The sequence below is a fragment of the Mesorhizobium subarcticum genome, assembly GCF_055456085.1.
In genome coordinates, this window is the sequence record NZ_CM144237.1 from 5,045,426 (window position 1) to 5,059,242 (window position 13,817).

16 protein-coding genes are annotated in these 13,817 nt (G+C 61.9%); 8 read left to right on the top strand and 8 right to left on the bottom strand.

The genetic code is table 11. The features are described from left to right. The first annotated feature begins 73 nt into the window (after positions 1-73). From ACZYHG_RS24610 to ACZYHG_RS24620, 3 genes are all read left to right on the top strand, one after another. The gene (locus ACZYHG_RS24610) at positions 74-1,021 is read left to right on the top strand and encodes a LysR substrate-binding domain-containing protein (protein WP_464610747.1); all 948 of its coding nucleotides are present in this window, start codon (positions 74-76) and stop codon (positions 1,019-1,021) included. Continuing rightward, complete coding sequence (locus ACZYHG_RS24615; protein WP_464610748.1) at positions 1,018-1,395, top strand: VOC family protein; 378 nt, start codon at positions 1,018-1,020, stop codon at positions 1,393-1,395. Before ACZYHG_RS24610 ends, ACZYHG_RS24615 begins: the two co-directional genes overlap by 4 nt. A gap of 414 nt (positions 1,396-1,809) precedes the next feature. Continuing rightward, positions 1,810-1,998, top strand: a complete 189-nt coding sequence (locus ACZYHG_RS24620; protein ID WP_464610749.1) for a hypothetical protein — start codon at positions 1,810-1,812, stop codon at positions 1,996-1,998. A 66-nt stretch (positions 1,999-2,064) separates the two neighbouring features. Here the strand turns inward: ACZYHG_RS24620 and ACZYHG_RS24625 are convergent, their stop codons facing one another. Further along, on the bottom strand, positions 2,065-3,135 hold the full coding sequence (locus ACZYHG_RS24625) for a glycoside hydrolase family 25 protein (RefSeq protein ID WP_464610750.1): 1,071 nt from the start codon (positions 3,133-3,135) through the stop codon (positions 2,065-2,067). Positions 3,136-3,365: 230 nt separating this feature from the next. On the opposite strand from ACZYHG_RS24625, the gene ACZYHG_RS24630 reads away from it, so the two are divergent. Together ACZYHG_RS24630 and ACZYHG_RS24635 are read left to right on the top strand one after the other, a co-directional pair. Continuing rightward, positions 3,366-4,337, top strand: coding sequence for a DUF1402 family protein (locus ACZYHG_RS24630; RefSeq protein ID WP_464610751.1), 972 nt, complete (start codon positions 3,366-3,368; stop codon positions 4,335-4,337). A gap of 25 nt (positions 4,338-4,362) precedes the next feature. Then, positions 4,363-4,992 (top strand): DedA family protein, encoded by a 630-nt coding sequence (locus ACZYHG_RS24635; protein WP_464610752.1) that lies wholly within the window; start codon positions 4,363-4,365, stop codon positions 4,990-4,992. A 98-nt stretch (positions 4,993-5,090) separates the two neighbouring features. On the opposite strand, the gene ACZYHG_RS24640 is transcribed toward ACZYHG_RS24635, so the two are convergent. The 5 genes from ACZYHG_RS24640 to ACZYHG_RS24660 form a co-directional block, all read right to left on the bottom strand. Beyond that, a complete protein-coding gene (locus tag ACZYHG_RS24640) occupies positions 5,091-5,882 on the bottom strand; it encodes a phosphodiester glycosidase family protein (protein WP_464610753.1) in 792 nt (263 codons plus the stop codon). Positions 5,883-5,999: 117 nt separating this feature from the next. Continuing rightward, positions 6,000-6,626, bottom strand: a complete 627-nt coding sequence (locus tag ACZYHG_RS24645; RefSeq protein ID WP_464610754.1) for a transglutaminase-like cysteine peptidase — start codon at positions 6,624-6,626, stop codon at positions 6,000-6,002. 135 nt (positions 6,627-6,761) lie between these two features. Then, positions 6,762-7,634: an undecaprenyl-diphosphate phosphatase gene (locus tag ACZYHG_RS24650; protein ID WP_464610755.1), complete on the bottom strand. Its 873-nt coding sequence runs from the start codon at positions 7,632-7,634 to the stop codon at positions 6,762-6,764. A gap of 218 nt (positions 7,635-7,852) precedes the next feature. Beyond that, positions 7,853-8,050, bottom strand: a complete 198-nt coding sequence (locus ACZYHG_RS24655) for a hypothetical protein (RefSeq protein WP_027028707.1) — start codon at positions 8,048-8,050, stop codon at positions 7,853-7,855. Between the two features lie 149 nt (positions 8,051-8,199). Beyond that, the gene (locus ACZYHG_RS24660; RefSeq protein WP_464610756.1) at positions 8,200-8,598 is read right to left on the bottom strand and encodes a GFA family protein; all 399 of its coding nucleotides are present in this window, start codon (positions 8,596-8,598) and stop codon (positions 8,200-8,202) included. Positions 8,599-8,714: 116 nt separating this feature from the next. On the opposite strand from ACZYHG_RS24660, the gene ACZYHG_RS24665 reads away from it, so the two are divergent. Further along, on the top strand, positions 8,715-9,743 hold the full coding sequence (locus tag ACZYHG_RS24665; protein ID WP_464610757.1) for an isopenicillin N synthase family dioxygenase: 1,029 nt from the start codon (positions 8,715-8,717) through the stop codon (positions 9,741-9,743). Between the two features lie 33 nt (positions 9,744-9,776). Here ACZYHG_RS24665 and ACZYHG_RS24670 read toward each other — a convergent pair whose 3' ends face one another. Then, positions 9,777-10,262: an SRPBCC family protein gene (locus ACZYHG_RS24670; protein ID WP_464610758.1), complete on the bottom strand. Its 486-nt coding sequence runs from the start codon at positions 10,260-10,262 to the stop codon at positions 9,777-9,779. 117 nt (positions 10,263-10,379) lie between these two features. Further along, entirely contained in the window at positions 10,380-10,628 is a 249-nt protein-coding gene (locus ACZYHG_RS24675; protein ID WP_027028703.1) for a ParB N-terminal domain-containing protein, read from the bottom strand. Between the two features lie 155 nt (positions 10,629-10,783). Between ACZYHG_RS24675 and ACZYHG_RS24680 the strand changes: the two genes are divergently transcribed. After that, positions 10,784-12,427, top strand: coding sequence for a N,N-dimethylformamidase beta subunit family domain-containing protein (locus tag ACZYHG_RS24680; protein ID WP_464610759.1), 1,644 nt, complete (start codon positions 10,784-10,786; stop codon positions 12,425-12,427). A gap of 1 nt (position 12,428) precedes the next feature. After that, a complete protein-coding gene (locus ACZYHG_RS24685) occupies positions 12,429-13,814 on the top strand; it encodes an aminotransferase family protein (protein ID WP_464610760.1) in 1,386 nt (461 codons plus the stop codon). The last annotated feature ends 3 nt before the right edge of the window (positions 13,815-13,817 follow it).

Here is a 13,817-nt window from a genome sequence, read left to right on the forward strand (position 1 = left end):
CAGAGAATGCCTGTTTGCGGCCTTGGTTTCCAATCGAACGTCGCGTAGCATGCATCAGGAGGATTGATGCATCATGAGCTGGGACCTACCGCCACTGGGCGCTATCAGGGTGTTTGAAGCCGCAGCGCGGCTTGGCAGTTTCACCAAGGCGGCCGAAGAGCTCGGCATGACCCAGTCGGCGGCCAGCTATCAGATCAAGGTTCTGGAGGAACGCGCCGGGACGCCGCTTTTCATAAGAAAAACAAGACAGATCGCCTTGACCGAGGCCGGGCAGCAATTGGCGCCACACGCCACAAGCGCGTTCTCGGCGCTTGCGGATGCCTGGGTCGCCACCAAGGGTGGAGCGAGCGGCGTGCTTTCCGTCACGACCATGGCAACATTTGCATCGAACTGGCTGGCCGTGTGGCTTGGAACATTCCAGCTGATGCATCCCGACCTCGCCGTGAAGGTGGATACATCGTCCCGGCTCGTCGATTTCGGGCGCGAGGGCATGGATATCGGCATCCGGACCGGCACCGGCAAATGGCCTGGCCTGACCGCCCACTATCTGTTCAAGGCGGACTACACGCCGATGCTCAGCCCAAGATTGGCCGAGAGCGTCGGCGGCATCCGCCACCCCGAGGACCTCTACAAGGTGCCGCTCTGCGGCCCTGACGACCCCTGGTGGAAAGTCTGGTTCGAAGCAGCCGGCGTGCCCTTCGATCCCGCTCGCGTCATCGCGCGTCCAGCGCTTGGCGGGCAGGCCTATGACGCCATGGCGGCACTGACCGATCAGGGCGCCGCAATCCTCACGCAAAACCTCTACAGCGTGCTGTTGGCGAAGGGACAGCTGATACAGCCTTTTGACATTGTCGGGTCCGACGGCGACGGCTACTGGCTGGTGCACCTGGAAAGCCGCCGCAACACACCCAAAATCAAGGTGTTCCGGGATTGGGTGCTTGCCCAGACGGCCGATATTCGAGAACAGGAAGCGCGCCAGACGCAGGCTTCCAGGGCGCACGCGCAACCGAGGACAGAATGATCGATCACATAACCATCGAAGTGGGTGACCTGGAGAAGAGCAAGCTCTTCTATGAACGCGCTTTCGCGCCGCTCGGATATCGCCTGTCCTTCGGCAAGGAAGGCGTGTTCTGGGCCTTCGTTGTCGGCAATGGCTGCCTGTTCGAGATCCAGCGATCCGGCGAGACGCCGCCCCTCACCCATCTGCACGTTGCTTTCCGCGTCGGCAGCAAGGCAGAGGTCGATGCATTCCATCAGTCAGCGCTGGCGGCCGGCGCCAAGGACAATGGCGCACCTGGGCCGCGTCCTGATTATACGGAGAATTACTACGCCTGCTTCGTGCTTGACCCCGATGGCTACAACATCGAGGCGATGATCAACGAGCCTTCGGCCTGATCTCACCTTTTTACCAGCGGGCGCTATTCACCGGCATGAGGCGGACATAAAGCCTTCCAACCGAATCGCGCTATCGGGCGCCGGCGCCCGCATCGGCCAGTCAGTTGATCGAGATCAATGCAGACGCGTCGCCAGTGCTGTCTCCTCGGCTATCATTCCAAGGAGAGCGAACATGTCGACTTACGACCTCATGGTTATCACCGCGGTCCTGCTTAGTTTCGCATCATTTTCCGGGGCATTGGCGTTTGCCACCTTCGACGAATCGCGTCGTCGTCACCCAAGATAGAGTTTGGCGTTGCGACGGTATGGATGGACGGTCCGGCGACCATCCATACGACGAAGTGATACAGGTGCAATTTGACGATTGAACAGATCGAATGAGAACATCTGGAAGATAGCAACCGGAAACTGGCCATGAGCGACGAAGCCGACGACGACAACGACATCGTGAACCAGCTAGCCTATGTCAGGGCTGATCCAACCCAGCACGACACGCTGACGCTTCTGACCATGATCGATGCGGCACTTGCCGAGATCATGGGCTTGAGGGCGAGGTTGCGGCTGAGCGAGGAACGCAATGGCGGCAGCCGCCAGCTCCAATGAGGATCAGCGGTCGGCGACACTTTTCCTAGGAAAGCCGTTTCACACTTTCCTGGAATTGCTCTTGGCCTAATCCACGTCAGCCATCATCTGCCGGCCACCGCCGCCGGCCCAGACGCGCCATTGCTGCTCATCGCCATGGAAGACGTTGAGGTCGATGCGGCCGGTGACGCCATGTGACAGGCCGGAGCCGGAATATTGCCAGAACAGCCATTTGCGGTCGGGATAGACCTTTGACGGATGCCGCGCCACCGCGCGCACCCAGAAGGGGTAATCCATGAAGGCGCCCTGGAGATTGTCGCGGTAGAAATCAGGCGATGTATAGATAATGGGCCGCTGGCCGTAGTGACGCTCCAGCCTGTCCATGAACACCTGCATCTTCTCCAGCACCTTTTCGCGTGATGGGCGCCGCGTGCAGGAGGAGTTGCCGTTCCACTCGACATCGATCACCGGCGGCAGCGCGCCATCGACCTTCGGCACGTTGCGGATGAACCAGTCGGCCTGCTCGCTGGCGACTCGGCACCAATAGAAGAAATGGTAAGCGCCGCGCTTCAACCCGGCGGCGTCAGCATTACGCCAGTTTTTCATGAACATCGGGTCGAGATGGTCGCCGCCATCGGTTGCCTTTATGTAAGCGAAGTTGGCGCCTTGGGCGCGCAGCTTCCCCCAGTTGACGTCGCCTTGCCAGCGCGACACGTCGACACCGTGGACGGCGAGATGCCTGGGTGAGGCTTTGCCGAAATTGATCGGCTTGGCGTCGCGAAAGCCGTAACGCATGATCGACCCGGCAAACATGGGCGGCGAATTGCGGCTCAACAGCTTCGACGTCGAGACCAGCGCGGCCGCCCCGACCGGCGGCTCGGCACTGTCGGACGGTTCAGGTGTCGCGAGCATCACCGTTTCTTCTTCCGCGAGGCCAAAAGGCCGGGCCGGCTCGTCCACGGGCGCTGCCTCGGCCCGCTTGCGTGCCTTGGCCTTGGCTACCGGGACCGATGCGATCGGCGCGCTTGGCCGCACCACCGAGCTGGTGGTCTCGTTCGACGGTTTTTGCACATCAAGCGCGTCCATGCCCGATGTCGACGAACAGCCGGCAAGGCATAACGATGCGATCACGAAACTGACGACGCCTGGTAACCGCATCTGGACCTGTACTCATAACACAACAGACCGAAGGCGACGGGCCGACGGACAACCAGCCCAGTTATGAACGAGAAATTACCAATAAAGTTTGAATCAAGTTTTTTACCATAGCTGTGGCTCGTTTAAGACATCGGCCGCCAACGTCCGGCCAAGCCTTGACAGCGCCATGATGTGGCTGTTGAGACAATCTACGGCCACCGACATTTCCGCGATTTCCAAAAAGGCGCCCGATGACTGCGTTGCAGCGGCTTCTCCTCATCCCCCTGCTCGCCGCCCTCTCCTGGAGCGGCGCGCTGGTGGCCGGGACCGCGCAAGCCAGCGGGCTGATCGTCGTTCCCCCCGGCAATCGCTCGCAGACACAGCCGACGATCCCGGACGCGTCCGCGACGCGAACCCGCGCCTTCAAGACCACCTATGCGGAAAAATACGAGAAGATCATTGCGCTTTTGAAGCGCGAGAAGAAACTGGTGGCGCATATCAAGCAGGTCGCCGCGGCTTACGATATCGATCCCATCCACATCGTCGGCGCGCTGGTCGGCGAACATACCTATAATGTGACAGCCGTCGGCTCGGTGCAGACCTACTATGTGAAGGCGCTGTCCTATTCCGGCCTCGACTTTGCTTTCCGCTACAAGGGCGTGCCGGTGCAGACCTTTGTCCAGCGACCTGAATTCGCCGCCTGCGCGCAGGCCGGGGACAGTTCTGCCCTGTGGAGCTGCCGCGACAGGGTCTGGGTCGAGCACTTTCGTGGCAAGACGGTCGATGGCGTCACCTATCAAGCCCAGACCTTCCAGCAGGCGTTCTTCCAGCCCTTCTTCGCCGGCCAGACCTTCGGCCTCGGCCAGATCAGCCCGCTGACCGCGCTCGAAGTGACCGACCTCGTCAACAGGGTGAGCGGCTACGACAAGCTCACGCCGGATCACCCGCAGGCGATCTATCGCGACGTCATGGATCCGGACCGCAGCATTGTCTACATCGCCGCCATCGTGCGCGACGCCATCGACGCCTACAAGGAACAGGGCTTCGACATTTCAGGCAATCCGGGGATCACGGCCACGCTCTACAATGTCGGCCAGCCCCGGCAGCGGGCGGCGGCCCTCGCCAACGGCAAGGGCCGCAAGCTGCCGGTCGAGAATTATTACGGCTGGCTCGTCAACGACAAGCTCGACGACCTCAGAAGCCTGCTCGACAGCGGCAGCTGAGAAACGCCTTTTATCAGGAGCCTGCGTGCAGTCGTTCATCGACCAGAGCGTTTGTTTCATCGAGAACCATCAGGCCTGGGCCGGCCTGGTGGTCGGGCTGCTGGCTTTTGGTGAGTCGCTCGTGCTGGTCGGCATCCTGTTGCCCGGCACCACGGTGCTCATTATCGTCGGCGGCCTGGTGGGGGCCGGCATCGTGCAGCCTTTGCCAGTCCTTCTGGCGGCAATGATCGGGGCGGCGCTCGGCGATACCGTCTCCTATTTTCTCGGCAGATGGCTGGGCCGCGGTGTCGTCCACAAATGGCCGCTCAACCGCTACCGCCGCGAGGTCGCCCGTGCGCGGCTGTTCTTCCACCGTTACGGTTTTTGGGCCGTTTTCATCGGCCGCTTCTTCGGCCCGGTCCGTGCCACCGTGCCGCTGGTCGCGGGCATGATGGGCATGCACCGGCGCCGCTTCCAGATCGCCAACATCCTGTCGGCGATCATCTGGGCCCCGGTCGTGCTGTCGCCTGGGTGGTTGTTGGCCAAGGGCGCCGGCAGCTTCCCGGAGCTTGATGTGACCAGCCTGTTCGGAATAGCGGCGATCGCCGCCATCGCCGTGATCATCATAGCGGTGATCGCTTTCAAGCTGCGCGGCAAGCGAACCGCCCGAGCCTAAAGCGCGTCGCGTCGAAACGGTTTCATCCGACGCGCTCTAGGCCTTGTTCTTATGCATGTCGTCTTCCCAAAACCGAGGTCACTTTTGGGCGACATGCACTAGCCGCGCCTCCTGAACACCCCGATCATCGGCCCCAGATTCCAGTAATCCTCGTTGCGGCCGATGGCGGGCGCGAGCAGGCTCGAAATCGAGCCATCGAGAAACAGCGCATTGTCGCAGTCGAGCGCATCGCGGAAGAGCCGGGCGAATGCATGGAAATTCACCGTGCCATTTGAAATGGCGAAAACAGCGACCCCATCCTTGCGCACCCCGACCCCGTCGCGGGTCTTGCGTGATGTGCCATCGGCCTGGAATTTCGGATGCAGCTTGCCGTCGACCACCAGCATCGGCCCGGATTGCGTCGCATAGTCGATGTGCGGCCGCTTTCTGACGAAATCCCTGGTCGCCCGGACGACGGCCTTGCCACCGCTCATGTAGAATATGCCATTCGGCTGCAGCGAGAAATTGCCGGTTCCCGATCCTGTCTTCACATCAGCCATTTCCTGGCCACGTTCGACATACAGCCCAACCGGCCTGAGATCGGGATGATACATGCCGGCGTTGATGGCAAACAGCATGGTGCGGCCGGCCCCGCGCTGGGCATCATCGAGATTGTGCAGAGACTGGTATGGCTTGCCGGCCGGATCCTTCCAGAACAGTTCGATCGAATAGAGTTTCGGGTCGACCTCGCAGACCAGATAGCTGGTCGCTTCGAAGGCAAAGTCGCGGCACGGCGGCACCGAGGCGAACCATTGGCCGAATACCACCGTCGCTGCGACCGCCTGCGGCAGCGCGGCCTTGACCAAGGTCAGCAACACGGGCGCCGCGTTGAGAAGTGTCAGAAAGTCCATGCATCTATCCGATTGTCAGCTCCAACGAGCGGCCGTGGATAGCACCGTCGACCGGCACTATGAAGGCCGTTCGGGGAAGATGGATCAGTATGTGCGGCCGGCAGGAGGCCGACGAGACTATTTGACCGAACTGACCAACTGTTCGTCGCCACCAAGGATGGAGACCCAGTGCCCGGTGTTGTCGCTCGCCTGCCGTTTCAGGTAGCGATAGCTCGTCTGGTTCCAGAGGCGGACCTTGTCGGTCAGATTGTCGAGGATGAAGTCGCCCTTGTCGGTGCGTACCGTCAGCACGGCATGGCCTTCGCCATCAGGCTTGCGAACCACCGTCATCAAGAGATTGGCTACGGCAATGCCCAGGCTGTTGAGTTCGCGCCGCTTTTCCAGCGCGTAGTCCTCGCAGTCACCAAAACCGTTGTCGGGATAGGCCCACCACTCGTCCTTGCCGTAATTGTCCATGTCGCTCATCGGCTTGACGCGCTTGTTGACCGAGAGATTTACCGCCGAGATATCGTGCAGCAGCTTGCTGCTCATATGTTCAGGCACGCTGTTGGGCGAGCGGATCGAGCATTCGGCGGCATGGACCTTGCAAAAATCATAGTGGCCGATCGGCTGGGAGGTCGAGCCGCCGACAATCATGGAAACAGGCGCGGCATAGGCGGAACCCGCGACCACACAGAAAGCGGTCAGTGCAACCGCCAGCCCCAGCCCCTTCGCCTTGCGGCGCCAACCCATCGAGGATGCCATCCGGCCCCACCCATCTGTTTTGTTAACAGAACGTTAAGGGCTGTTACATTCCGAAGTCAATGAATGCGTTTGATCACATCTGCGAGTGCCGACTCATCAGTCGAAGGGGTTGCGCGCGCGCAACACTAGCCTGGTTTAAGCCAGCCATCCCATCGCCACGGCCAGCAGGAGGACGATGCCGAGCAGTCCACGATAGATGACGAAAGGCCAGGCGGAAAAGCGTTCCAGCACGCGCATCAGTCCCCAGATGGCGAAGAAGGCGGAAATCGACGCAACGACCAGCCCGGTGGCCAGAACCGACCAGCCATGGGCGTCGAGATGAACCTTGTGCAGTTCCCACAACTCCTTGAGGCCGGCAAGCGCGATCGCGGGCAGTCCGAGCAGGAACGAGAAGCGCGCCGCCTCGGCCCGCTTGAAGCCGAGCCCAAGGGCTGCCGTCAAGGTCGAGCCGGAGCGCGAGACGCCAGGAATCAGCGCACCGATCTGGGCGACGCCGACGAGCAGCGCGTCGGCCAGCGAGGCTTCGCCGATCGTGCGCTTGTGACGGGCGAAAATCTCGGCGAGAGCCAGGAGGATCGCCATGGCAATGCAGGCCCAACCGATCACGCTCAGGCTGCGCAGCGGCGAATTGCAGGCGTTGAGAACGCCCGACAGAGCGACGCCGGCAATGACGATCGGGATCGTCGCCAGCACGATCCAGGAAGCCAGCTGGAAATGCCGGTCGGCAAAATCGCGTCGCGCGAGAGCGTCGAGCGAGCCGAACAGGAGATCCCTGACATCGCTCCAGAAATAGCTGACCACGGCGGCAAGGGCGGCAAGCTGCATGGCGGCGGAGAAGGCGGAACCCGGATCCTGCCAGCCAAGCACCGCCGGCACGATGCGCATATGGGCGGTCGAGGAAATCGGCAGCAATTCGGTGATGCCTTGCACCAGGCCGAGAAAGGCGACCTTGGCATATCCCAGACCGACAAAGCCGGTATCCACGCCCTGGGTGCAGATGTCAGCCATGTCGGGTTCCGTGTGTGAGAGATCGAACTTGCGCTGATGGGACCGGTGTCGGTCAGTCCCGGGCAAGCCATACCGTCATGGGGCGGATAATCAATTTACGGATTTGTAAGCTGGCACTTTACGGATTTGTAAGCTGGCACTGCCGTGCCGAATGCGCACGGTTCAAAACCGGCCCAAGCGGCCGGCCTGTGTCCTCATGGTGGAAAATGGCAAAGCGATTACGGGCACAGCCAGAGTTTCTGGCAAGTCCTGGCAATCACATGCGCCGGCGGAACGACAGGCTCTTCGGCCGAAGGGCGGCGCGCCCGTTCGAGCAGCATGCGTACCTGTTCGGGGCGCACGCGATCGCGCTCCATGACAAGCAGAACCATCGGATCGCTCAAAAGCTCGTCCAGGGTGCTGATGCTGTGGTCCATCCGTCGTCTCCTCGAATGCCGGCCCGCGCTGCATAGATAGGAAGACAATGATGGCCCGCCAATGACGATTTGCCGGCTATCGCGTGGTGATTTGGATTAAATTTTGGTCATGGTCACGCATGTCCTTCTCCTCGAGCAGAAGGACAGACCTAGCCCGGCGGCGGGCCGCCCTCATACTGCGGCAGCCCATCATCGAGCATCACCCAGGGCTGCTTCGACGCCGTGAAAATGTGCATCTGCGGCCTGAAGAGTGTGGGGTCGTCGAGCGACCCGGTTGTGACGCCGATGATGCCAGCGGAATCACGACGCGAAAACATCGTCGTACCGCAGCTGGGGCAAAAGCCGCGCTTAAGATCGGGCGATGTGTTCACCGTCGCCAACGGCCCTTCGATCGTCACCTCGTCGATGCGAAACAGGACGCGCGCGTTAAAGGCGGCGCCGATCGCCTTCTGGCAAAGCCTGCAGTGGCAGATGCGCTCGTTGATGGGATCGACGTCAGCGCGATAGCGAACCGCCCCACACAAACATCCGCCCTGATATCTTGCCATGGCCTTGATCCAGAAATCGAGAGAATAGGCGTCAAGGTTAGTCGCGCGACCGACAGGGTCAATTGAAAAGCTTAGATACAAAGCCATCGATAACCGTGATGCGGGTGAGGCTCATCATGACGCAAGACATCGAAACCATCGGCATCGCGGATCTGTTCGGGCCGCCCTCGGCCGCCCGCGACCGCGCTGACGCCAGGATCATGGCCGCAGCCTCCGGAATAGGCTTCATGGCGGTCCGCGATTTTCCCGGCGACGCCTGGCTGACGCCGAATAATCGAGCGCAATTGCTGCGCATCTTCGCTCTTCCAGACACCGAGAAGCAGAAATTGCTGCGTTGGAATTTCGACCCGACAAAGAAAAACGTTTATCGCGGCTGGTTCCCGCTGCAGCCGACAGCCGTTTCCTACAAGGAAGGCATCGACATGGGGCCGGACCTCGCTGACACAGCAGGCGTTTCGGCCTCCGACGATCCGCTGTGCGAACCGACGCCGCTGCCAGCCGAAGATACCTTGCCCGGCTGGCGCACGGCTGCGGCGGATTACTACCGAGCCATGGGGACGGTCGGCAACGCGCTGATGCGGTCGATCGCGCGCGGGCTTGGCTTGCCGGAAACGATCTTCGATCCCTATTTCGAGAATGGCATCTCGACGCTGCGCCTGATCCGCTATCCCTTTCGCGACGCGAATGCCGGCGTCGACACCAGCGGGCCTGAGTTCTCGGTGGTCCACAAAGGCGAGAAACGTACCGTTATCGGCCGCGAGCATGCCGATTCCGGTTTCGTCACCTTGCTGGCGCAGGACGGCGTCGAGGGCTTGCAGGCAAAAAACCTTGCCGGCGAATGGATCGACGTGCCGCCGGCCAACGGCACGCTGGCGGTCAATTTCGGCCAGTTGCTGGAACGCTGGACCGGCGGGCGTGTCCGGGCAACGCGGCACCGGGTGATTGCGCCGAAGACGGCGCGGTTCTCGATCCCGTTTTTCTATGAACCGCGTGTCGACGCCGAGATCGCGCCCTTGCCGTTGAGCGGCACCGAACCTTTCCTGCCATTTCTCTATGGCGACTATCTCTGGGAGTCGGCGACGAACTTCGTCGAGATGAGCGGCATCAAGCATTTGCGTGAGCCACGCCGCGCCAGGGCTTCCTGAGCCTGGCGCGGTTGTCGCCGAGGCAGCCCTGTATCAGAGCGTCCTGGCGAGTTCCTCGAGTTGATCGGTGCACTGGCCCCAGCCGACGTGAAAACCCATCGCCTCGTGCTGTTCGCAGTCGGCAACACTCCAGTGCTGGACGCGTGCGATGTAGCGGGTCTTGCCCTCGCTTTCGTCCTCGAAGGTCAGCACGCCGGTCATGAACGGCTTTTCCGATGGCTCCCAAGCCTTTGTATAGGCATCGGTGAAGACGATCTTCTTGCCGGGAATGACTTCCAGGAAGACGCCCGGGTTGGGAAACTCATTGCCGTCAGGGCCAGCCATGATGACCAGGCTTGAACCGCCGGTGCGCACATCCATTTCGGCGCGTGGTGTCGTCCACGGCTTTGGTGCGAACCATTGCGTGACCAGTTTCGGGTCGCTCCAGCAACGAAAGACGTTCTCGCGCGGCGCATCGATGATACGGGCGACAACCAGTTCACGGTCATTGGCGGGGGCGATGTCGAGCTTTGTGGTCACGGAGGTCTCCTCAGGTTTGATCTTGGCTTCCGTCCCGAGGACGAGCAGATCAAACGCAAGCCGACACTTTCAGTGAAAAATTCTGGAGCCGCTCGTATTGCGACGAGGCGGGCAGAGTCAGTGGCGCTTGGCTTGCACCAGATAAGCGTCGATTTCGGTCTCGCCGAGCCACCTTGCCGCCTCCAGCCGATGCAGGCCTTCGACGAGGACATGACGCTTGCCGTCGTGGCGGACCTGGATCGGCGTCTTCATGCCATTCTCGAGAATGTCCTCGGCGAGACTGCGCACGGTCTCTGGGTGCAGCGTCTTCTTGCGCGCCGTCGGCACGTAGATATCGTCGAGCTTGACCTTTTGCACTCTGAGCATACTGGCTCCCGAGGCGGAAAATACCGCCTCGCCTGAGATAGTCGCTTTGCCGGGTGCGGCCAAGAGCGGCTAAGCAAATGCTGGCCCGATCGTTTCCATTTGACGCTTGGCGGGCAGATGGCCGAAATGGCGGCCTTCGATCCTTTCCGGTGTTCATGACCCATCTGCCTACCGAATTCCCCGATTTCGGGTTGACGCCCGAGCAGCGCCACTACGCGGTGCGCGGCCACTATTACGAATGGCCAGGCATGGACGGCGAGCGCGGCGAGATCTGGTGCTACAGCGACCGCTTTTCCTATCGCGCCGGTGAGACGGTGATGCTGCATGTCAGTTCGACAGCCCCAGCATTCAACATGGCCATCGTTCGCGACGGCAGCACCGAAACGAAAGTGTTCGAGAAGTCCGGCATTGCGGCGGTCTGGCAGGACACTTCAGACCAATGTTCCGCCGAGGGTTGCGGCTGGGAAGTCGCCTTCGAATTCCGTGTCGGCAACGACTGGCCGTCCGGTGCTTATCGGATAACGCTGACTGCCGCTGGCCATGACGGCAAACCGATCCAATCCCATCATCTCTTCATCGTCAGCCCCCCGCCCGGCAAGAAGCCCGGCCGCGTGCTGCAAGTGGCGGCGACGGGCACCTGGCTTGCCTACAACACTTGGGGCGGCTCCAACCACTACCAGGGCATCACCGGGCCGGACCGCAACCAGTACTCGCCCATTGTGTCGACGCAGCGCCCCTGGTGCCGTGGCTTCGTCACGCTGCCCAAGGATGCGCCGCGCGTGCCGCTGGAAGTCGCCGTACCGCCGAAGACAATACCGCGCTATCCCCACATGGAATGGGCGCTGGCCACCGGCCATTCGAAGAAATACGCCTCATCGGGCTGGGCGAGCTATGACAGCCACTTCTTCCGCTTTGCCGAACGGGCCGGCTACAGCGTCGACCTCGCCAGCCAGCACGATCTGCATTTTTCGCCCGACATTCTCGACGGCTACGATTGCGCCGTCTTCGTCGGGCACGACGAGTATTGGACCTGGGAAATGCGCGACGCGGTCGACACCTATGTCGAGCGCGGCGGCCATGCGGCGCGATTTGCCGGCAATTTCATGTGGCAGACACGGCTGGAAGACGAAGGCCGCCGGCAGGTCTGCTATAAATACCGCGCGCGCGCCGAGGACCCAGCCTATCTCGGTGGCGGCGACGTTACCCGTGCCACAAATTCCTGGGAAGCGCCGGAAATCGGCCGACCCGGTTCGGCGACCTTCGGGCTCAACGCGACACGCGGGGTCTATGCCGGTTGGGGCGGCTGCGCACCGCGCGGCGTGCGCGGTTTCCCGGTCTACCGGCCCGAACACTGGGCCTTTGCCGGCACCGGCATCTATTATGGTGACCTGCTCGGCGCTGACAGCCATGTCTATGGCTATGAGGTCGATGGGCTCGACTTCGAGATCCGCGGCGGCCTGCCCTACCCCACACCAGACAGCGGTGCGCCGGATGGATTGCAGGTTCTCGCTGTCGGCATGGCCAGCCAGGTGGAAGAAAGCGCCGACATCCCGATCGAGGACCAGTTCCTCACCGACGAGGATGGCCGCTTCACCGCCGAGACCTTGTTTGGCGAGGCGAGCGACGCCAATCTGGAAAAAGTCAAACGCGGCAATGGCATGATCGTCAATTTCCCGCGCGGCAAGGGCGAGGTGTTCCACGCCGGAAGCTGCGAATGGGTGGCGGGCCTGCTGAGACAAGACGCAATGGTCGAACGCGTTACCCGCAATGTCCTTGATCGCTACCTTGGAAAGTCCTGACATGTCGAAGACCCAGACCGCCACTCAAGACACCGAAGCCCGGCGAGAATCGCATCTGTTCTATCTGTCCAGCCTGCGCCGGCCGCTGATCGACCGTGCCGAAGGCATTTACATGTGGACCCAGGATGGCCGGCGTTTCATCGATGGCTCGAGCGGGCCGATGGTCGCCAATATCGGCCATTCCAACCGCAATGTGCTCGATGCCATGAAGCGGCAGATGGACCGCGCTACCTTCGCCTACCGTCTGCATTTCGAGAACGAGCCGGCGGAAGAACTGGCGCGTGAGCTGGCCGGCAAGCTACCGGAGGGCATGGATCGCATCTTCTTCGTCTCTGGCGGCTCGGAAGCGACGGAATCCTGCATCAAGCTGGCGCGGCAATGGGCTGTCGCCACCGGCCAGGCCAGCCGCTGGAAGGTGATCACGCGTTTCCCCTCCTATCATGGCGGTACGCTGGGTTCGCTGTCGATCACCGGCGACGACGCTCTGGCCGAAACCTTTGAGCCGATGATGCGGGTGATGCCGACCGTGCCGGCACCAACCGCCTGGCGCGACCGCGACAATCTTTCGCTGGAGCAGCGCGGCGTCCGCTACGCCGACATGCTGGAAGACAAGATCCTCGCCGAAGGTCCGGAAAGCGTCGTTGCCTTCATCATGGAGCCGATCGGCGGTGCGGCGACAGCGGCTCTGGTGGCGCCAGACAGCTACTATGCGCGCATCCGCGAGATCTGCGACCGCTACGGCATCCTGCTGATCCACGACGAAGTGATGAGCGGCGCCGGTCGCACCGGCAAATTCCTCGGCGGCGACCACTGGAACTGCAAACCCGACATTGTCGCGCTGTCGAAGGGGCTGGGCTCCGGCTACGCGCCGCTTGGCGCGCTGGCGGCCCCGATGCGGCTTGTCCAGCCGCTGCTCGCTTCCGGCGGTTTCCAGCACGGCCACACCTATGCCGGCAATCCGCTGGCCTGCGCCGCCGGCCTTGCGGTGCTCGGCGAAATGGACCGGCTCGACCTGATCGCCAATGCAGCCGCCATGGGCGACGTGCTGATGGACGGGCTGAAGGGGTTGGCGAGGCGCTTTCCCTTCATCGCCGATGTGCGCGGCAAGGGCCTGCTCACCGGTGCCGAGATGGTTGCCGATCCCGAGACGCTGCGTCCGATCGACCAAAACAAGAAAGCCACGCAGCGGCTGCTCGATCTAGCCTATGAGCGTGGGCTGATCATCTATGGCCGCCGGGTCAAGGGCGGCGTCGACGGCGACAATTTCATGGTCGCGCCGCCGATGATCGTCACCAGCGAACAGGTCGGCGAGATCGTCTCCATCATCGGTGACTCGCTGGAAGTGCTGGCCACCGAGCTCGACCTGCCAGTCGAAGGCCGGGGTTAGAAG

Coding starts and splice junctions, on each gene's coding strand:
- ACZYHG_RS24610 (WP_464610747.1), top strand. CDS start 74: ATGAGCTGGGACCTACCGCCACTGGGCGCTATCAGGGTGTTTGAAGCC.
- ACZYHG_RS24615 (WP_464610748.1), top strand. CDS start 1,018: ATGATCGATCACATAACCATCGAAGTGGGTGACCTGGAGAAGAGCAAG.
- ACZYHG_RS24620 (WP_464610749.1), top strand. CDS start 1,810: ATGAGCGACGAAGCCGACGACGACAACGACATCGTGAACCAGCTAGCC.
- ACZYHG_RS24625 (WP_464610750.1), bottom strand. CDS start 3,135: ATGCGGTTACCAGGCGTCGTCAGTTTCGTGATCGCATCGTTATGCCTT.
- ACZYHG_RS24630 (WP_464610751.1), top strand. CDS start 3,366: ATGACTGCGTTGCAGCGGCTTCTCCTCATCCCCCTGCTCGCCGCCCTC.
- ACZYHG_RS24640 (WP_464610753.1), bottom strand. CDS start 5,882: ATGGACTTTCTGACACTTCTCAACGCGGCGCCCGTGTTGCTGACCTTG.
- ACZYHG_RS24645 (WP_464610754.1), bottom strand. CDS start 6,626: ATGGCATCCTCGATGGGTTGGCGCCGCAAGGCGAAGGGGCTGGGGCTG.
- ACZYHG_RS24650 (WP_464610755.1), bottom strand. CDS start 7,634: ATGGCTGACATCTGCACCCAGGGCGTGGATACCGGCTTTGTCGGTCTG.
- ACZYHG_RS24655 (WP_027028707.1), bottom strand. CDS start 8,050: ATGGACCACAGCATCAGCACCCTGGACGAGCTTTTGAGCGATCCGATG.
- ACZYHG_RS24660 (WP_464610756.1), bottom strand. CDS start 8,598: ATGGCAAGATATCAGGGCGGATGTTTGTGTGGGGCGGTTCGCTATCGC.
- ACZYHG_RS24665 (WP_464610757.1), top strand. CDS start 8,715: ATGACGCAAGACATCGAAACCATCGGCATCGCGGATCTGTTCGGGCCG.
- ACZYHG_RS24675 (WP_027028703.1), bottom strand. CDS start 10,628: ATGCTCAGAGTGCAAAAGGTCAAGCTCGACGATATCTACGTGCCGACG.
- ACZYHG_RS24680 (WP_464610759.1), top strand. CDS start 10,784: ATGACCCATCTGCCTACCGAATTCCCCGATTTCGGGTTGACGCCCGAG.
- ACZYHG_RS24685 (WP_464610760.1), top strand. CDS start 12,429: ATGTCGAAGACCCAGACCGCCACTCAAGACACCGAAGCCCGGCGAGAA.